The following is a 19265-nucleotide window of genomic DNA, read 5'->3' on the forward strand; positions in this document are numbered from 1 at the left end:
CAGGAATTGTGTCAAGCGGCGCGTCCCTCCATAAGAAGTGGCGTCGCCTGTCATGGTTGTAAGCGTCAGTTACGCTTCAAACTAGGGATGGTCCGGTCCAACCTCGCTTTTGAGGCAGTCTTTGCGGGTTCCCGCACATGAGGATCTGCCATGGCCGACAGCAACGACGGCGGCGACAAGACCGAGAAGCCGACCGAGAAGCGCCTGAGGGATGCGCGCAAGAAGGGTGACGTCCCGAAGAGCCGCGAAATCACCAGCACCCTGACCCTGCTGGTCTGGCTCGCGCTTGGCGCGATGGCCCTGCCTTGGGTGGGCGAGCGCGTTTCCGCGCTGACCGAGCGGGTGATCGAAAGCGTGCAGCAGCCCTTTGCCATCGCCGCGACGGCGATGGGCTGGCTCGCGATCGAGGTCGTGCTGTGGGCCACCGCCCTGTTGCTGCTGCCGGTCATCGCGATCGGCCTGCTCGTCGAGTTCCTGCAGGCGGGTCCGGTGTTCGCCATGGAGAAAGTGCAACCCAAGCTCGAGCACCTCGACCCCGCCGCCGGCGTCAAGCGCATGTTCAGCATGGACAACCTCATCGAGGTGCTGAAGGCGGTGGTCAAGACGGCCCTGCTGCTGGCCATCGGCTGGCTGGTCCTGCGCGCCTTGCTGCCGCAGATCGCGCTGCTCGGCGGCGCCACGCCCGATGCGATGGGCACCGCGCTGTGGCAGGTGAGCTTCAAGCTCGTCGCCTGGACGCTCGGCGTATTCGCCGCGGTGAGCGTGCTCGACTTCGTGTGGCAGCGCCACAGCTTCACGAAGAAGAACCGCATGAGCCTGCGCGACATTCGCCAGGAGATGAAGGAGTCCGAGGGCGACCCGCACATCAAGGCGCAGCGCCGGCAGACCCAGCACGAATGGGCCCAGCGCAACGCGGCCAACGCCGCGGGCCAGGCCAACGTGCTGCTCGTGAACCCGACGCACGTGGCCATCGCGATCGACTACGACCGGGAGGCCTGCCCCGTCCCCACGCTGAGCGCCAAGGGGGAGGACGACATCGCCCGCGCCATGCGCGAGGCGGCCGAGGCGGCCGGTGTGCCGATCGTGCGGAACATTCCCCTCGCCCGCGACCTGCTCGCCCGAGGGGAGGAAGGCGAGATCATTCCGCGCGACCTCTTCGAGGTGATGGCCGAGGTCATCCTGTGGGCGAAGGAGGTCCGGGAAGACGTGCAGTCGCATGTCGATCCGTTGAAGACCGCACCCCGCGCCGCCGACCGACCGCGCCGCAAACCACCTGGCGAGGACCTCACGCGCTACCCCGACGGCCTGCATGCCGCCCCCTCGGGTCCGCCCTAGCCAGGGCCGGCGACAGGTAGCGGCGTCGAGGCGGAGCCCCTAAGGTTCGGGCCAACCGCAGTCTAAGGAAGTCGCCCATGAGCCTCGTCACCGCCGCCCACTCCGCATCGACCGCCCAGCGCCCGCGCGAGGGCGTTGACGGCACCCACTTCATCGAGCGTGGCGAGACGCTGTCGGGCCTGGCCGCCCGCTACGGCACGACGGTGCAGGCGCTGATGGACGCCAACCCGCAGATCCGCAACCGCGACCTCATCTACGCCGGCGACACCCTCAAGCTCCCCGGTGCAACCGCATCGAGCGGCGCACGCACCAGCCAGGGTGGCGGCGCCACCCTGGCCCAGCTCGCCGCCCGGCATGACGGCGATGTCGCCACCCTCGCGCGCCGCAACGGCCTGGCGGACCCGACCCGCCCGTGGATGACCATCGCCCGCGGCGAGATGGGCCAGCGCGAGATCGCCGGCGGCCAGGACAACGGCCGCATCGTGCAGTACCACCAGACCACCAGCCTCCGGGCGAACGATGACGAGACACCCTGGTGCGCATCGTTCGTCAACTGGACCATGGAGCAGGCGGGCATGCGAGGCACCGACAGTGCCGCGGCCATCAGCTGGGCCGGCTGGGGCCAGAACGTGGGCGGACTCGGCAATGCGCGGTCCGGCGACGTCGTCGTGATCCGCAATCGCCAGACCGGACAGAACCATGTCGGCTTTTTTGTCACCAGCGGTGACGGGCGCGTGACCCTGCTCGGCGGCAACCAGAGCAACCAGGTGAAGGAGTCCTCCTTCGGCCTCGGCACCTATGACATCGTGGCCGTTCGCCGGCCGCCGACTGCGGGCTGAGACGGCCTGCCATGACGCCACGCGTCATGCACGCGGGGCTGGTCAATCCCTAGTTTCGCCGTGGTCTGTGGTGGCAATCGTCGCCGCAGCTGTTCAAGAATGCGCAGCCAACACCCGACTGCGCATGGACAACTTCTCCACCCAACTGCTCAGCACGCTGCTCGCACTGGCCTTCGTCGCCGTGCTCGCGTGGGTCTGCATCGCCCTGCTCAAGCGCCTGCAGCAAGGGCGCATGCTGCCCGGCCAACGCGTCCACGGCGACGAGCTGCGCTTCGTTCGTGCCCTGCCCGTCGGTGCCAAGGAACGCGTCGTCGTGCTGCACTACCAGGGCGACGAGTGGCTGCTCGGCGTGACGGCCGGCGGCATCTCCCTGCTCTCGCGTTCATCCCTTTCCGCCAAGCCCTCCGCTTCCGACGTCGGGGTGGCTCATCCAGTGAGCCACGAGGCATGACCATGCACCGCGCTCCCATGACATCTGCGTCTGGGGCGCACCCTAGCTATCGCACGCACCAGCTTACGAATCCAGCCTCCTGCGCCTTTAATTCATTCCGTCGACTCTGCAGTACGCGATCGGCATCGGTGGCGAATGAGTTGCAGGGGGGCCCCGCAACGTCGGGAGCCTCAAATCAACGGAATCGGATTCAACAGGAGAGAAACATGTCTGGAGCTCTGAACAGCGTGATGGGTGGCATCGGTGGCGCCGGCGGCGGCGGCCTTCTGAGCAGCATCGGCGGCATCGTCGGCTCGATCTTCGGCGGCCCGATCGGCGGCATGATCGGCTCGGCCGTCGGCAACCTGCTGCAAGACGCCGTGGGCAGCGCCGTCAACGACGCCGCGCAGACCCTGCACAAGGAAGACGGCATGCCCAAGTTCCTGGTCAACCAGGTCAAGGACGTCGTCAAGGAAGCGCTCGCCGAGAGCAAGAACAAGGATGTCGATGCCTCCACCGAGCATGAGGCCAAGGGCCGCGTGGGTGACAAGTTCGACAACTTCACCCAGCAGCTGACCAAGGCCATCATCGAAGCCGTCCGCGAGTCCATCAAGAACCAGAACGAGCAGGACGACGGTTCCAGCAAGCCCTCCAAGGGCGGCAAGACCAGCAGCGGCAGCTGGATGGTCGCCATCGCCCATGCCATGGGCAAGGTGATGGGCGAGAAGGCATCGAACCTGGTCAAGCTGAGCGGCGAGATCGCCAACAACAAGCCGAAGGGCAGCAGCGATGAAGCCAAGCAGGAAGCTGCCGCCGAAATGCAGCGCCTGAACGCCGAGTTCTCGGCCACCAGCCAGGAGTTCAACCTGCTGCAGAACTCGTTCAACACCGCCATGAAGACGATCGGCGAAGGCATGTCGTCCGTCGCACGCAAGCAGTAATCACTTTCCAACCCCCGATCCGGTCCACGGCGCATGCCGTGGGCCGGATTGGTCATTTCAGGAGTCGAACCCATGCAGAAACTTCGGTTGTTGTCCGCCCTCGCGTTCTTGCCCGCCCTCATCGCAGCGGGGTGTGGAGGTGGCGGAGGAACCGATGTGGGCACGGGAACCCCGCCACCCGGGGGCGGGGGCGGGGGCGGCTCCGCCGCCAACACCTACCGCGACACCAACCTTCCCGGGCGCCTGCTCGTCGACAATCCTGACGGCGACTTCGTCGTCGACCTGCGCACCGGCGCACGCACCGCGCTGCCCGCGACGGCCGACCGCGCGACGAGCGACCACTGGTCAGTGGGTGCCGCCGGCAAGGTCGCCATCCGCTACACCACCGACACCAACGTTGCCGCCTGGCCGCTGGCCTTCTTCGACACCGGCTCCTGGCAAGCGGCTTCCAACGCGACCGTGTCGTCGCGATTCACCCAGCCGCTGCTGTCGCCGGACGGCGCGCACTTCCTGACCTTCTGGTACGACGAGTCGGCGGGCGAGACCCGGGCCGATCGGCAGCTCACCGTCTTCAATCGGGCAAACGGCACCGTGGTCAAGCAAGGCTCGCAACTCGACGGTGCCGTGATCACCACCACCCCGGCCGCCTGGTTGCCTGACGGCCGCTATGTCTACATGGTCGAAGAGAAGCTCTACGCCTCCTCGCCCACGTCCGCGGGCTCGACGCTCATCGCCGAGCTGCCGCTGCCGGCGAACAGCGAAACCGACGCCGGCTACATCAACGGCACCGGCACGCTGTCCGTCAGCCCGGACGGCACCAAGATCGCCCTGTCCTGGCTGGAGCCGCGCGGCACCACCGATGACTCCCACATCTGGGTCGTCAACGTGGACGGCACCGGCCTGCGCAAGCTCACCAGCGCCACCGACCCCGCCGCCGCCGTGTCCTACACCTACGGCGAACCCACGTGGTCGCCCGACAGCCAATGGGTGGCGGCCGTGTTCCACATGGAAGGCACGTCCACCGCGCCCGTCTACCCCGACGAGCCCTTCCTCGGCGGCGTGGTCACCGGCACCACCGGCTGCGCCAACAGCCAGGTCGTCGTGTTGCCCGCAGCGGCCGACAAGGTGCGCGTCTCGTGGCCGCGCTTCGATGCCACCTACGGCGTGAAGGTGCGGGCCGCCGGCGGCGCCGGTGGTCAGTGGCTGTCGACTTGCGGGTCGGTGCACTGGATGCCGTGAGGCCGACCGCGCATCTCTGTCTCACGTGGCCGTGACGCAGGCGGCCGTCGGCTGCACCGCGCAGCCGACGGCCCCCTTGCCGCGGTTGCAGTCCTGTCGAGTCCATCCATGCCCATGATCCGTACATGCTGTCTCGCAGCCCTGCTGCCCGGCTTGCTCGCAGCCGGCTGCGGCGGCGGTGGCGGAAGCCCCGGCGTCGACACCGCCACCCCGCCGCCGAACGGGTCGCCCGAGGCCGAGGCCAACACCTATGGCAAGACCAACCTGCCGGGAAGGCTGTTGGTCGACCAGACCGGAAACGACTTCGTGGTGGACCTGCGTACCGGCGCGCGAAGCGCCCTGCCGCAGTCTGCCCGTGACGCCGACGCGGACCATTGGGCCGCCGGCGGGAGTTCCACGGCCGTGCTGCGCTACAACACGTCGATCGGTGCCGACGTCTGGCCGGTGTCTCTCTTCGACGCGAGGACGTTTGCCCCGTTGGGTGCCGACCTGCCCCTTCCGCCGAGCTACACCACCCCGCTGCTCGCGCCCGACGCACGTTCGCTGTTGACCTTCTGGTACGACGAACCCGGGGGCGAGAGCGTCACCGACAAGCAGCTCACCGTCTTCGCCCTGAACGGCGACATTCTCAAGCGGGGTTCCCAGTTGGACGGAGAACTCGTCTTCTCCAAACCAGCCGCATGGCTTCCTGACGGACGGTATGTCTATCTGGCAGGCAACGCCTTGTTCGTGTCGAGCCCTGACTCACCGACCTCCACCGAGATCGCCACGCTGCCGCTGGCCGACAACGACGCGCTCGGCACACGGCCCGTGTCGACCAACTCGTCGATGAGCGTGAGCCCGGATGGCAAGCGCCTCGCGTTCTCGTGGCACGAGCCGCGCAAGAATTCGCTGGACTCGCACCTCTGGGTTGTGAACATCGACGGAACCGGGCTTCGCAAGCTGACGGCCGTCCCTGACCCTGACTCTCCTCTCGACTACAGCTTCGGGAATCCGGTGTGGTCGCCCGACGGCGCATGGGTCGCAGGGGTCTTCTACATGCAGGGCACCTCCATCGCGCCCGACTACCCGCAGGACGAGTTCTCGGGTTGGCAGGTCATCGGCACGACGGGTTGCAGCGGCAGCCAGGTCTTCGTTCTCCCGGCCACGGCGGACAAGGTCCGCATCTCCTGGCCCGCGATCGACGCCACCTTCGGCATCAAGGTGCGCAATCCTGAGAACACCGGTGCGCAGTGGCTCACGACCTGCGGGGCCATCGCCTGGCTTCCGTGAAGCACCTCGCCTGCGGCGTTCCGTTCAGGCCCGAGCATCAACCCTCCCAGGATCCACCATGTCCCTCCTGCGCCTGCTCTCCGCCGTTGCGGCAACCTCCCTGCTGGCCGCCGCCGGCTGCGGAGGCGGTGGATCGGGTGCGCCGACACCAGGAGCCGGTGAGGCCGGAGAGATCACCACCTACCGTGACACCAACCTGCCGGGGAAGATGCTGGTCAATCACCCGGCCGGTGATGCGGTGGTGTTCGACCTGCGCACGGGCGAACGCACGGCCCTGCCAACCCTCGAAAAGGCCAAAGCGCGCTGGACGGCTGGCGCGTCAGCCGACACGGTTCTTCGTTGGGAGCTGCATCCCTACGCAGGGACCGTACCGATCGCCTTCTTCAGCACCCGAACATGGACCCGCACACGCGACGACATCACGATTCACGCGTCGTTCGACCGGCCCAAACTGTCCGCCGACGGCAAGCAAATCCTGACCTTCTGGCACGACAGTTCACAGGGTGTGTTCTCGTCGGAGAAAAACCCGTTGACGATCTTCGACGCCGAGCAAGGCGCGGTTGTCAAACGCGGCTCCATGTTGACGGAGGACGACACGGTGATCTCGAGTCCGGCCGCATGGCTGCCGGACGGGCAGTACGTGTACCTCGTTGCCAATGCGCTGTACATCTCATCGCCGTCCGAGAGAACGTCCCGCCTGGTTGCCACGCTCGACCTTCCGATCAATGGCGACTTCGGGGACTATGTCAGCGGCACCAGCACGCTGGTCGCCAGCCCCGATGGAACCCATCTGGCGTTCACCTGGAGGGAGTCGCGTGGCACGGCTTGGGACGGCCACATCTGGGTCGTTCGAGCGGACGGCACGGGACTGCGCCGGATCACCAAGGTGCCCGACGAAGCGACGGCGATGAGCTACGGATTCGTCAGTCCCACGTGGTCTCCGGACGGTCGCTGGATTGCCGGCATGTACAACATGTCGGGCTCGGTCGTGGCGCCCATCTTTCCGGATGATCAGTCGTTTCCTCTTCCGGGCGGAGTGATCGGATCAACGGGCTGCGGTACGAACCAGGTGTTCGTGCTGCCAGCGGACGCCGAGCGCACCGTGATCTCGTGGCCTCGGTTCGACGCGCAGTACGGCATCAAGGTTCGCGCGCCGGCAGGTCAGCCGGGCGGCCAGTGGTTGTCGGCCTGCGGGGACATCGCCTGGCTGCCGTGAAGCAAGTGAAGCGCCACCATCGTCCGCTGAGAACGCGTCCGCGAGCCGTCGGGAGCGACCCGCGGCGGCGTGACCCCACACCATGACGTCTTCAGCACACGACTCGCTCGCCCGGCGCTTCTTCGACGACTTCGTCGAAGCCTTCGGCTCGTTCGACGGCGCCACCATCGCCGCGCGGTATCACGCGCCGTACCTGGCCTTCCATGCGGCGGGTTCGGCCGATGTCTTCGCCACGTCGGCGGAGATCGCCGCGTATTTCCGGCGCGTGGTCGACGCCTACTACGCGCGTGGCTGTCGCTCCTGCCGGTACGAGGACCTTCGCGTGACGCCGCTCGGGGCCCACGCGGCGGTGGCGACGGTGCAATGGGAACTGCTGGACGCCGATGGCGGCTCGTGCGGGAGCTGGCGCGAGTCCTACAACCTGTGCCGCGTGGGCGATCGCCTCAAGGCCTACTGCTCGACCGACCACGCTGTCTGAGCGGCCACGGGCCAGGACGCGGCGCAGGGCTCGAACGACGAACATCGCTGCCGCGGCCGTGCGTCTGCTGCTGGAATGCACCCGCACCTGACCCGCGTCGAGGCTCGCCGCGCCGAACGTGGCTTCCGCCGCGGCCCCTCGGGTCAGCCCGAGCTGGGAGCGGCCCCAGCTGGCTGGATGGCGCCCCGGCCGTTACGGTGACAGCTCCTGCGCAACACCCAAGGAGAAACGCCATGTCCGCCGCCGCGATCTCTTCATCGACCCCGTCGACTCGCCCGACGCCGACCGACCGCACGACGGAGCGTCCGGATCCGGCCGTCCACGCGGGCGCGCTCGTCCAGCAGGCAACCGACCCGCGCAACGGCACGGTGAACACGCGCCAGCTCGGGCAATGGGTGGCCGACGCGGCGCGGCAGAACCCGAGCGCGGCGTCGCAAGCGCATGCGGCGATCGAGACGCGACTGCTCGCCAGCAGCCCCGCCGACGCCGCGAGCTTCAACAGCGAAGTCGTCAGCGCCGCGCAGGCCTTCGTGCCCAGCGGCCTCGCCGGCGCAGGGCAGGGCCTGCTGCAAAGCGGCACGCGGCTGCTCGTGGACAACCCCATCCTCACCAAGCGATGGGAGCCGACCACCAGCGCCTGGACCGGCCGCGGCGGCTTCACCGGCCCGCTCAAGGAACTGTTCGACAAGAGCGGCATCGATTTCCTCGACCGGCCGCATCCGTCGCCCGCCGGTTCGCTCAATCGCAGTTCTGGCGTGCACTCGTCCATTGCGAACAACACGAACGGCTCGCTGGCACGGGACGCGATTGCGGCCCGCTATGCGACGCTGCCCAACGCCGTCGTGTCGACCGAGCAGCCACGCAACGGCGGGGCCCGCGTGGTCGACGTCGTGGTCGACCTGCCGGCGCAGGACCCGCGCATGTCGCAGCGCATCGAGATCGAATCCAAGGTGGGCCGCACCGGCCAGAGCAGCACCACCCGCGGCCAGGTGGCGCAGGACGTCAAGACGCTCGCGGACAACCGCATGTTGCGCGGATCGGGCGTGGTACTCGAGAACGTGGGCAAGGTGGCCCGCCCCGTCGGCGTGGTCCTCGACGCCGTGTCGATCGGCCAGGCCTTCCAGGCCGATGGCAACCGGATCGGCGAGAACACCGGCCGCACGGCCAGCGGCGTTGCCGGCGGCGCCCTCGGGGGCTGGGGGGGTGCGGTGGGCGGCGCGGCCATCGGCACCGCGATCTTTCCCGGCGTGGGCACGGTGGTGGGTGGTCTCGTGGGCGGCGCCATCGGGGCCTTCGCGGGTGACCAGGCCGGCAAGGGGCTCTTTGATACAGTCAAGGGCTGGTTCTGAGGCCACAGGCTGCCGATGCTCGAATGGCTCACCCGTCAGGTTCGCTCACGCAGCACGCCGTCCGCCACCGGACTGGCGGCCCGTCTGCGCGACTACCCGCCGTACGTGGCGCCGCACGTCGGTCCACCCCGGCGCTGGACCGACGCCCAAGCCCACCAGAACCTGGCTCACCTGATGAGCCACAAGCCCGAACGGCTTGCGGGCCTGGCCCGCTTCCTGGACCCGGTCGGCATTGACATTCGCCCTGCGCTCGACGGCGGCCCGTGGGAACCGACAGTGCAGGCCCTTCACCAATGGGCCAATGCCCACTGGCCCGCGCTTCACGATCCCCGCCATGCCAGCACCGCCCATTGGCTCGCCAGCTTGCGGCAGGGCGAGGACATCGTCTACTCGCTGCTCCTCGACGTGGCATTGCTGCTCGGCGAACTGGTGGTACAGCGCCACCCGGGCTTTCGCTGGGACCTGGACCTCGACCCCCAGAACGGCCGCGACGACATGACGAGCTACCGTCGCGTCGTGCTGTTGCAGGGTGCGCCGGCATCCTCCCTCCCGCAGGTCGAGCTCGACGTCGAGGCGGTGGTCGTGGCGCACTACCAGCGACCCACGTCCTCGGTGAACTGGCTGAGAAACGAGTGGGCGGCGCTGGTCTCGGATGCCGTCAGCGGGGCCTACGACCCGCGATGAGTCTGCCTTTCGTGCAGCCCCGGCTGTTGCGGGGCTACGGTGCGGAGCCGCCGCCATGGCATCGGGGTACCGGGGACGCCGAGCTGGAGGAACTGCTTGCCAGCCGCGAACGTCGACTCGCCCGCTTGAAGGGGCGGTTGCCGGCCGCACTCTCCTTGGCTCGCCCCTGCGATCCGTTGGCCTCCCTGGCGTGGCTCGACACCTGGACGACGGCCCATTGGCCCCGGGCCATGCGCCGTCGCTGGGCCGATCCCCTCGTGGACCCTGTGGGTGACTGGCCCCGCGCCGGGGGAACCCAGGCGACGGCCTACACCATGGTCATCGACCTGGGCGTCGCCCTGGGTGAGCTGACGCGTTGCCTGGCACCCGCGGTCGACTGGGGCGTGGACCACTTCGATGACCACGCCGCCGATGGCGTCGGCTCGTTCGGACGGGCGGTGTTGCTGAACCCGTCGGACGCAGCGGACACGCCGGGGCCTGCCGTGTGCAGCCCGATCGACCTGGCGCTCATGCGCTTTCAGGCAACGGCACGCGGCGACTTCGACGAACCCTTTCTCGCAGGCCTTCGCCCCGTACTGTGGGCCACGCATCGCCACTTGTACGTCGGGCCGCAGGCGAATTGAGCCGCCCCCACTGAAGGGGGTGTTCGCCCGTGAAGGGGTGTCGCTAGTCGTACCGATGGGGATACTTGGCGGTTCGTTTTCAACGATTCGACTGGAGTACCCCATGAACACTTCTCGCGTGAAACTCGCGACGCTGACCTTGGGCGCGTCGCTGCTGGCAGCCTGCGGAGGTGGCGGCGGCGACGAGCCGGCCCCGCCACCGCCGGCCGCGGCGACGGTCACGCTGTCGGGCCAGCTCACCGCGCCCGATGCGACGACACCCATCGCGAACGCCCTCGTCTACGTCAAGGACAGCGCGGCCGGCACGGCAGCCGGCCAGGCACGCCCGCTGGCGGCGCTCCCGTGCGGCACGCCGCCCACCGCCTCCTGGGCGGCAGCCTGTACGGGCGCCGATGGCAAATTCACCTTTACCGCGAAGGTTCCCGCGTCGCCCACGCTGGTGGCGGTCAAGGGCGCCTTCACGCTGGAGAAGGCCTTGACGGTGACGGGCGACGGCGCGTTGAACGTGGGAACGGTCGCGCTGGCGCCGGCCTCCGCATCGAAGTTCGCCGTGGTCACGGGCGCATTCGACAACATCCAGGACGTGCTGGCCAAGCTCGGCTACGGCCAAGTGGCGGAGGGCCGGCTGGTGCCGGGCACCGAGGCCTTCACGCTGTACGACGGCGACGACTCGTTGGCTGGCAGTTACAAGGATGCCGAGGCACTGTTCGTCGATGCCGACAACAACGGACAGGCCGACATCTTCAACCACAGCGTGGTGTTCTTCAATTGCGGCCTGAACGAGGGCGCTCTGAATACGCCGCAAAACGTGGCGACCCTGCGCGCCTATGTCGAGGCCGGCGGCCGCATCTACGCCAGCGACCAGGCCTACGACATCGTCGAACAGGTCTTTCCGGCCTACCTCGACTTCGAAGGGAGCGTGGCACCAGCAGACCAGCCCGAGGCGGTCAATGCCGCGCAGATCGGTGATTCGGGCCTCATCGTGAACGCCTCGGTCGACGGGACGTTGGCGGCTTGGCTGCAGGGCGTCAGCTGCGTCAACGGGCCCTGCATTGCCGACGGCAAGGTGCACGTCGAAGGTTTTCTGGACGGCTGGGCCGTGATGGCCGGCGTGCATCCGGCGCAGCAGGCCGCCGTGAAGACCTGGGCTTCGGGCCCCGTCACCTTCACCGGCCAGTCCGAAGCCGTCCAACGCCCCCTGACGGTGTCATTCGGCGTCGGCCAGGGCCGCGTCAGCTACACCTCGTACCACACCGAACCGGACGCGCCCACCCAGGGCTTCATGCCGCAGGAGCGGGTGATGCAGTACCTGGTGTTCGAGTTGTGATCTGAAGCGGCGCCGGGTGCGACGAATCGTCGCCGCACCCGGCATGCCGACGGGCAGGGCGAAGCCGGCTCAACCGACACCCGCGGAACGCTGCTCGCGCTTCACCTGCATCAGACCGTCCTGCACCAGCGACAGGGCGACCGCCCAGGCCACGAAGGCCAGCACCAGGTACTTGAGGCTCCAGTGCCCGATGCTGAACGGCGCGTTCCAGATGACGTGACACAGCACGCTCGTGAAGAACAGCCGCAGGAAGCGGCCGTCGGCCAGCATCGTGCCGTGGTACGACAGCGCCCCCTTCACCCGCCACAAGGCCCCGGCCGCCAGGGCCGTCCAGACCACATGCCCCGCCGGGGACAGCACACCCCGCAACAGGATGATGCCGGACATGGCATCGGGGCTGCCCTGCTTCAGCAGCGTGTTGAAGGCATAGCCGGCCGACTCGAAGGCGGCGAAGCCCGCGCCCACCGCCGCGCCGAACACCAGCCCGTTCAAGGTGTAGCGGTAGCGCACCGGACTCAGCGAGCGCGTGGCGAGCAGAACGGCGGCCAGCTTGCCGGTCTCCTCGATCAACCCGGCCGCCGAAGCGCCGATCAGGCTCGAGATGTCGCTGCCCAAGCGGAACAGCACGAGCGAGATCAGCAGTGACCCCGCCCCGCCCAGCAGCACCAGCTTCGTGATGAGGAAGAGCGATACGTTGCGCGGCGCATTCAACTCGTAGAACAGCACCACCACCGACAGCGGCACGATGAAGCTGCCGATCACCATCAGGCCCGGCAGCAGGTTGGTGTTGCCGAAGACGAGCCAGCCCAGGTGAAAGATCGCGTAGAGCAACAGCGCCGAGGCAAACAGCCGGGCAAAGAGCCAGGGCCGCGGCCAGTCGGGGCTCACGTCCGCCAAGGGGGGTGTGGCCCTGAGGGTGCCGGCCAGCAGGTGGTCCTCCACTTCACTGGGACTGCGGCGCTTGAAGACTTCGCCGAGCAGGTCGCCGACACTGAAACCGCGAACGGGTGGCAGCCCCACGAAGCCGGCCATGGAACGGGCCGCCGCGCCCAAGGCGCCGGAGCCCTCATCGGCAGGAGCGGGCGGAAGACCGCCGGCGGGAAGGGCGGCGCCGCATTCCCCGCAGAAGCGGGCTGAGGCGGCATTCCGGTGCCGACACGCGGGGCAGGCGCGCTCCGCCGCTGCGGCACCCCGGCCGCCCGCTGGCTGGCCTTGAGCCTCCGCCGACGACAGCGGCGAGGCCAAGCCCTCGGCCGGGGCGACGGGCAAAGGCCGCAGCTCACTGTGCCAGCCCGCCTGGCGAAGCGTGGCCTGCAGGCGTTGCGCTTCGGCCAGGTCGCGCGGGCGCGCCAGCACGGGCTGGGGCTCGTGCAACAGGCGGCGCAGTTCCTCGATCGAATGCTGCGTGGCGGCACGCAGGTGCGCCAGCGCCGCCTCACGCAACGCCTCGGGCAAGTCAGCCGGGGTGGTGGTGAGCACCAGTTCGCACGGGCCGTTCATCGCTCGGTCTCCTCGATGTAGCGGAATACGCCGGCCCGTTCGTCGATGAACAGCACCAAGGCGGCCGCATCGGGCGCGCCGGACGCTGGATTCAAAGTCGCCTCGCGGTAGACGTAGACCAGCACGCCTTGCTCGCGCTGCATGGCCGTGGGTCGTCCTGCGATGGACTGCACCTGCTCCGGACCGCGGTCGCGCAGCGCGCGTTCGAAGCTGTCACGCGACGCGGGAAAAGCCAGGGCGCGTCGCTCGGCCACCGGAGCTTCGCGGTCCGGTGCGTCCCGGATCGGTCGCTCGGTGATGGGAGCGGGCGCCTCGCCCGCGGGTGCCCGGCGCGGCTCCGCGGCGGGTCGGGTCGGCTCGGCAGGCCGAGCCTCGGCCGACTCTCCGGCGCCTTGGCCTCGAACGGCCAGGGCGAGCGCGACGAGTCCCGCCACCAGCAGCGGCAAGGCGACGGCCGCCGCGACGGACCACTTGCGCTGCGCGGCCTGGAAGCTCTGTACGTCGGCCCAACGCCCACGCTGCCAGGCAAGCTCGCGGCCGTGAAATCCCAGCCAGACGCTCACCAGTTGCCCGAGGCCCGGGACCAGCGCCCACAGGCCGACCCAGACGCGGTTGCCGACCGACCAGAACGGCCCGAGCACGAACGCACCCCAGCTGAAGCCACGCACGCCGTCGGGCACAACGCGCCGCCGGTCGAGCGAGGTGAACTCGGCCGCCGCCTCGGATGCCGGGCGGCCCGTGAGCAGCGTGAGCACCTGGTCCAGAGGTGCCCAGTCGAGCAGGCCCTCCGTCCAGGCCAGACTGTCCGGCGCGACGCTGCCGGCATCGATGAAGGCCCGTGTCTCCTCGGGCGTGTAGGGGCCGGCCGTTCGCGGGCCGCTGCGGATCAACAGGTTTGCCATGGGTCCTCCCTGCCCGGCGGCCGCTGTGTGTCGGTCTCACCAGGGGTCGGCGCAGTCTAAGACAGCGACTGCCCGCCGACATCCCCCAAAAGGTGAGCGCCGGTGTCACGCCCCCTCGGGCGCACCCCAGCTAGGGGCAGTCACAGCTATCGCACGTCCCATCTGGCCGGAAAGGTTGTGCACGGCTGAAATGGCATCCGTTTCCAAGCGGCCGTTCACGCCGCGCCCCAGGCCCAACGTCAACCCACCGGGAGAGAGAGAAATGTTCACCCACACCCAAGTCAACGTGTCTGCCAGCATCGCCGTCGGCGGCTGCTTCCCCACCACCAGCGAGACCAACCCCACCAACGCGCGCACCAGCATGCAGGGCGGCAAGGCGGTGTTCGAGAACGACAACTACCGCATCACGGCCGACGACAACAACACCGTCACCATCAACAACAAGAAGACGGGCGAGACGTACCAGGCCTGGGGCGATCCGCACATGAACATCGACGGCAAGCACGAGTTCGACTTCTGGGGCACGACTACCCTGTCCCTGGAAGACGGCACCAAGGTCACGATCGAGACCACGCCGTGGAAGAACGATCCGTCCCAGACCCTGTCGTCCCGCGTCACCATCACCAACGGCGACTACGGTGTTCAGATCAGCGGCGTCGACAGCAACAAGACCGGCGACCTGAAGATCGACGATGCCAAGGGCTGGGGCCGTGTGCTCGACGCCGTGGTGAGCGACGGCAACGTGCTGCAGGAGAACCCCGCCGGCAAGGGCTTCGTCGCGGTCGACGACAACGGACGCGTGCGCAAGGTCGACCAGCAGTACATCAACGAGACGGACCTCAAGAAGGGCGGCGCGCTCGTCGACAAGTACAAGGACGCGTTCAGCCGGCTGAGCTCGCTGATCAGCATCGCCTTTTCGGGTGTGTTCCTCGGCGGCAACGACGACGCCGGCTGCGGCCGCGGGCGTGGCGAAGGCCACCACCATCACGACGACAACCGCGGTGCGGGTCACCGTCCGCGTCCGGGCGACTTCTTCAACCACCAGAGCAGCTTCTTCAGCCTGCGCATCGAACTGACGATGGGCCGCCTGGGCTGACATCGGCCACCGGGGAGCCCGTACCGCGGGCACAAGAAGAAAAGGCCTCGCGATGCGAGGCCTTTCTTCGTGGCGCCGGTGGCCGGACCGGCCGACAAGGGGCGCGGTCCGATCCGGATCAACTCGCCATCAGAGCGCCGCCAGGCGTTGCTCCAGCCGAGCCTTGGTGGCCGTCAGTTCGGCCGGCAGGTGGTAGGCCAGCTGCTGGAACAGCTCGCCGTGCAGGCCGAGCTCCGTCTGCCAGGCCGCCTTGTCGATGCCGATGACTTCATCGAACTGAGCGCGGGTGAAGTCGAGGCCCGTCCAGGTGATGTCCTCGTAGCGCGGGGTCACGCCGAAGAGGTTCTCGTTGCCTTGCGCCTTGCCCTCGACGCGCTCGAGCATCCACTTCAGCACGCGCATGTTGTCGCCATAGCCCGGCCAGACGAACTTGCCGTCTGCGCCCTTGCGGAACCAGTTCACGCAGTAGATCTTCGGCAGCGTGGCCCCGGCGGCCTGCAGCTTGGCGCCGAGGTTCAGCCAGTGCTGGAAGTAGTCGCTCATGTTGTAGCCCATGAACGGCAGCATGGCGAACGGGTCACGGCGCACGACGCCTTGCTGGCCAGCGGCCGCAGCGGTGGTCTCGGAGCCCATGGTCGCGGCCATGTACACGCCTTCGGTCCAGTCGCGTGCCTCGGTGACGAGGGGCACGGTGGTGGAGCGGCGGCCCCCGAAGATGAAGGCGTCGATCGCCACGCCGGCCGGGTTGTCCCACTCGGCATCGAGCGCCGGGTTGTTGAGGGCGCCAACCGTGAAACGGGCGTTCGGGTGGGCGGCCTTGGCGCCGGTCTCACGGGCGATCTGCGGCGTCCAGTCCTTGCCCTGCCAGTCGGTCAGGTGGGCCGGCGGGGTGTCGGTCATGCCTTCCCACCAGACGTCACCGTCGTCAGTGAGCGCCACGTTCGTGAAGATCACGTCGCGGGTCAGGCTGGCCATGCAGTTGGCGTTGGTCTGGCTGTTGGTGCCCGGCGCGACGCCGAAGTAGCCGGCCTCGGGGTTGATGGCGTACAGGCGGCCATCAGCGCCCGGCTTGATCCAGGCGATGTCGTCGCCGATGGTCGTGACCTTCCAGCCGTCGAAGCCGGCCGGCGGAATGAGCATCGCAAAGTTGGTCTTGCCGCAGGCGCTCGGGAATGCCGCGGCGACGTGGCTCTTCTTGCCTTCGGGCGAGGTGACGCCCAGCACCAGCATGTGCTCGGCCAGCCAGCCCTGGTCGCGGCCCATGGTGGAGGCGATGCGCAGCGCGAAGCACTTCTTGCCGAGCAGCGCGTTGCCGCCGTAGCCGGAGCCATAGCTCCAGATTTCCTGGGTCTCGGGATAGTGGACGATGTACTTGGTCGTGTTGCACGGCCAGCTGACGTCCTTCTGGCCGGCCTCCAGGGGCGCACCCACGGTGTGCACGCAGGGCACGAAGCTGCCGTTCTCGCCCAGCACGTCGAGCACGGCACGGCCCATGCGCGTCATGATCTTCATGTTGACGGCGACGTACGGGCTGTCGGACAGCTCGACGCCGATGTGGGCGATGGGCGAACCCAGCGGGCCCATGCTGAACGGCACGACGTACAAGGTGCGCCCGCGCATGGCGCCCCTGAAGAGCGCCTTGTCGCCGGTCTGCAGCAACTCGCGCATCTCGGCCGGGGCCGTCCAGTTGTTGGTCGGGCCGGCGTCTTCCTTCTTGGCGGAGCAGATGAAGGTGCGGTCTTCCACGCGGGCCACGTCGCTCGGGCTGCTCAGGGCGAGGTAGCTGTTGGGCCGCAGCTCGGGATTCAGTTTCTTGAAGGTTCCGGCTTCGACCAGCTGCGCGCACAGGCGGTCGTACTCCGCGGTGCTGCCGTCGCACCAGTACACGTCGCGCGCTTCGGTGAGCGCGGCGATGTCGGCGACCCAGGAGATCAGCCGCTGATTCTTCACATAGGCGGGTACGTTCAGGCGCAGGCCTTCCAGTTGGGGTTGGTTCACGTTGGCTCCAATCATCAAAGTTCAAAAGCGGAATCGGGCGAGCCTCGCGAACCTGCTGGCGCAGGCGCTTTCAGGGGGCTCGCCCCATGCCGCTTCGGGCACTTCGGTCACTGGGTGACGGACCGGATTCGATGTCCGATGGATAAAAGGACACCCGTCAAATCATTGTGGCGACATTGTCCGCCTGCCATCAGCACCGTGACCGGGGGGGTCATGCAACATTTGCATAGTCCCATGTCAGGAGGGCGCCGCAGCATTCGGAAGGCGAGAACCGTCGTCCACGATGTGAAAAGCAACCCATATACCCTGGTCACAGTGCACGGCCGTGCAATGAAAAACGCGCCCGAAGGCGCGTTCCGAAGACGGGGACTTCGAGCGACCGTTCAGGTCACCGGAGCCGGGTTGAACAGCACGAGTGCGTTGTGCAGCTTCCACTGCTCGGCCCAGGTCTTCTTGCCGCTCGCGACGTCCAACATCAGGCGGAACAGTTCCCAGCCCATCTCCTCGATGGTGGCGTCGCCGTCGGCGATGCGGCCGGCGTTCACGTCCATCAGGTCGTGCCAGCGGCGGGCGAGGTCGGTGCGCGTGGCCACCTTGATCACCGGCACTTCGGCCAGCCCATAGGGCGTGCCGCGGCCGGTCGTGAACACGTGCAGGTTCATGCCCGCAGCCAGCTGCAAGGTGCCGCAGATGAAGTCGCTGGCCGGCGTGGCGGCGTAGATGAGCCCGCGCTGGCGCAGCTTCTCGCCGGGCGAGAGCACGCCGGAGATCGGGGCCGAGCCCGACTTGACGATGGAGCCCATCGCCTTCTCGACGATGTTGGACAGCCCGCCCTTCTTGTTGCCTGGTGTCGTGTTGGCGCTGCGATCGACACGACCCTTGTCCAGGTAGGCGTCGTACCAGGCCATCTCGCGGATCATCGCTTCGGCCACCTCCGGCGTGGTCGCGCGGGAGGTGAGCTGGTCGATGCCGTCGCGCACTTCGGTCACCTCGGAGAACATCACCGAGGCGCCGGCTCGCACCAGCAGGTCGGTGCAGAAACCCACGGCGGGATTGGCGGTCACGCCGGAGAAGGCATCGCTGCCACCGCATTGCACGCCCACCACGAGTTCGCTGGCCGGCACCGTCTCGCGCCGCCGGCGGTTCAGCCGCTCCAGGTGCACGCGCGCGGTCTTCATGACCGACTCGATCATCGACATGAAGCCCACGTGCTGGGCGTCCTGCAGGCAGACGACGTCCAGCTCCGCATTGGCGGCGTCCCCGCGCTGGTCGGTGATGGCGATGGTGCCCGGCGGCAGGAGGCGCTCGGGCTGCAGCTTCTCGCACCCCAGGCTGACCACCATCACCTCGCCCCCGAAGTTCGGGTTGAGGCTGATGTTGCGCAGGGTGCGGATGGGAACGATGGCGTCCGGTGCGTCGATGGCCACGCCACACCCGTAGGTGTGCTCGAGGCCGACCACGTCGTCGACGTTCGGGTACTGCGGCAGCAGCTGGTCCTTGATGCGCTTGACGGCAAAGTCCACCACGCCGGCCACGCACTGCACGGTCGTCGTGATGGCCAGGATGTTGCGGGTGCCCACCGAGCCATCGGCATTGCGGTAGCCCTGGAAGGTGTAGCCCTCGAGGGGCGCAGACGTCGGCGGCCGCACCGTCGCGATCGGCAGCCCCTCGAGGCCACGGGCCTCCGGCATGGTCAGGAGTCGCTCATGGACCCAGCTGCCGGCCGGGATGTCGCGGGCTGCAAAGCCGATGGCGACGTCGTAACGCCGGACGGCGGCGCCCTCGGGCAGGTCCACCAATGCCACCTTGTGGCCCTGCGGCACCTGGTCCTTCAGCACCAGCCCGCCTGGCAGCACCGTGCCGGCGGGCAGGCCGCCGTCGTTCGCCACGATGGCGACGTTGTCGTTCGCATGCATGCGAATGGTATGAGGCGGGCGGGCGGTGGGCTGGTCCATGGAACTGCTCGATCTGGAAGAGCCGGCCCGGGATGGCCGGTCATCGGTTGTCGTACAACCGTCCTCGATGGTCGACGACCC

At 68.2% G+C, this 19265-nt stretch carries 17 protein-coding genes; 13 read left to right on the forward strand and 4 right to left on the reverse strand.

What is annotated here, in order from left to right:
* The first annotated feature begins 150 nt into the window (after positions 1 to 150).
* From sctU to ACSQ2F_RS19760, 12 genes are all read left to right on the forward strand, one after another.
* Complete coding sequence (gene sctU / locus ACSQ2F_RS19705; protein ID WP_436025943.1) at positions 151 to 1335, forward strand: type III secretion system export apparatus subunit SctU; 1185 nt, start codon at positions 151 to 153, stop codon at positions 1333 to 1335.
* A 77-nt stretch (positions 1336 to 1412) separates the two neighbouring features.
* Positions 1413 to 2174, forward strand: coding sequence for a LysM peptidoglycan-binding domain-containing protein (locus tag ACSQ2F_RS19710; RefSeq protein WP_436025944.1), 762 nt, complete (start codon positions 1413 to 1415; stop codon positions 2172 to 2174).
* A gap of 124 nt (positions 2175 to 2298) precedes the next feature.
* The gene (locus tag ACSQ2F_RS19715; RefSeq protein ID WP_436025945.1) at positions 2299 to 2625 is read left to right on the forward strand and encodes a FliO/MopB family protein; all 327 of its coding nucleotides are present in this window, start codon (positions 2299 to 2301) and stop codon (positions 2623 to 2625) included.
* Positions 2626 to 2831: 206 nt separating this feature from the next.
* Positions 2832 to 3545, forward strand: coding sequence for a hypothetical protein (locus ACSQ2F_RS19720; protein ID WP_436025946.1), 714 nt, complete (start codon positions 2832 to 2834; stop codon positions 3543 to 3545).
* Between the two features lie 72 nt (positions 3546 to 3617).
* Positions 3618 to 4784, forward strand: coding sequence for a hypothetical protein (locus ACSQ2F_RS19725; protein ID WP_436025947.1), 1167 nt, complete (start codon positions 3618 to 3620; stop codon positions 4782 to 4784).
* Positions 4785 to 4898: 114 nt separating this feature from the next.
* A complete protein-coding gene (locus ACSQ2F_RS19730) occupies positions 4899 to 6056 on the forward strand; it encodes a TolB family protein (RefSeq protein WP_436025948.1) in 1158 nt (385 codons plus the stop codon).
* A gap of 58 nt (positions 6057 to 6114) precedes the next feature.
* Complete coding sequence (locus tag ACSQ2F_RS19735; RefSeq protein WP_436025949.1) at positions 6115 to 7272, forward strand: TolB family protein; 1158 nt, start codon at positions 6115 to 6117, stop codon at positions 7270 to 7272.
* Between the two features lie 82 nt (positions 7273 to 7354).
* Positions 7355 to 7750: a hypothetical protein gene (locus ACSQ2F_RS19740; RefSeq protein ID WP_436025950.1), complete on the forward strand. Its 396-nt coding sequence runs from the start codon at positions 7355 to 7357 to the stop codon at positions 7748 to 7750.
* Positions 7751 to 7983: 233 nt separating this feature from the next.
* Positions 7984 to 9099, forward strand: a complete 1116-nt coding sequence (locus ACSQ2F_RS19745; RefSeq protein WP_436025951.1) for a hypothetical protein — start codon at positions 7984 to 7986, stop codon at positions 9097 to 9099.
* Between the two features lie 15 nt (positions 9100 to 9114).
* Positions 9115 to 9783 (forward strand): hypothetical protein, encoded by a 669-nt coding sequence (locus tag ACSQ2F_RS19750; RefSeq protein WP_436025952.1) that lies wholly within the window; start codon positions 9115 to 9117, stop codon positions 9781 to 9783.
* Complete coding sequence (locus ACSQ2F_RS19755) at positions 9780 to 10406, forward strand: hypothetical protein (RefSeq protein WP_436025953.1); 627 nt, start codon at positions 9780 to 9782, stop codon at positions 10404 to 10406. Before ACSQ2F_RS19750 ends, ACSQ2F_RS19755 begins: the two co-directional genes overlap by 4 nt.
* A gap of 103 nt (positions 10407 to 10509) precedes the next feature.
* Entirely contained in the window at positions 10510 to 11733 is a 1224-nt protein-coding gene (locus ACSQ2F_RS19760) for a hypothetical protein (protein ID WP_436025954.1), read from the forward strand.
* Between the two features lie 69 nt (positions 11734 to 11802).
* Here the strand turns inward: ACSQ2F_RS19760 and ACSQ2F_RS19765 are convergent, their stop codons facing one another.
* Together ACSQ2F_RS19765 and ACSQ2F_RS19770 are read right to left on the reverse strand one after the other, a co-directional pair.
* Positions 11803 to 13233: a PrsW family glutamic-type intramembrane protease gene (locus ACSQ2F_RS19765; protein WP_436025955.1), complete on the reverse strand. Its 1431-nt coding sequence runs from the start codon at positions 13231 to 13233 to the stop codon at positions 11803 to 11805.
* A complete protein-coding gene (locus ACSQ2F_RS19770; RefSeq protein WP_436025956.1) occupies positions 13230 to 14135 on the reverse strand; it encodes a DUF4339 domain-containing protein in 906 nt (301 codons plus the stop codon). The genes ACSQ2F_RS19765 and ACSQ2F_RS19770 overlap by 4 nt, the downstream gene beginning before the upstream one ends.
* A gap of 262 nt (positions 14136 to 14397) precedes the next feature.
* Here ACSQ2F_RS19770 and ACSQ2F_RS19775 point away from each other — a divergent pair, with 262 nt between their 5' ends.
* Positions 14398 to 15231, forward strand: a complete 834-nt coding sequence (locus ACSQ2F_RS19775) for a DUF1521 domain-containing protein (protein ID WP_436025957.1) — start codon at positions 14398 to 14400, stop codon at positions 15229 to 15231.
* 129 nt (positions 15232 to 15360) lie between these two features.
* Here ACSQ2F_RS19775 and ACSQ2F_RS19780 read toward each other — a convergent pair whose 3' ends face one another.
* Both ACSQ2F_RS19780 and garD read right to left on the reverse strand, forming a co-directional pair.
* The gene (locus ACSQ2F_RS19780) at positions 15361 to 17229 is read right to left on the reverse strand and encodes a phosphoenolpyruvate carboxykinase (GTP) (RefSeq protein WP_436025958.1); all 1869 of its coding nucleotides are present in this window, start codon (positions 17227 to 17229) and stop codon (positions 15361 to 15363) included.
* A 383-nt stretch (positions 17230 to 17612) separates the two neighbouring features.
* Positions 17613 to 19184: a galactarate dehydratase gene (gene garD, locus ACSQ2F_RS19785; RefSeq protein WP_436025959.1), complete on the reverse strand. Its 1572-nt coding sequence runs from the start codon at positions 19182 to 19184 to the stop codon at positions 17613 to 17615.
* Positions 19185 to 19265: the final 81 nt, after the last annotated feature.

Source organism: Rhizobacter sp. LjRoot28 (genome assembly GCF_964253025.1).
GTDB lineage: Bacteria > Pseudomonadota > Gammaproteobacteria > Burkholderiales > Burkholderiaceae_C > Rhizobacter.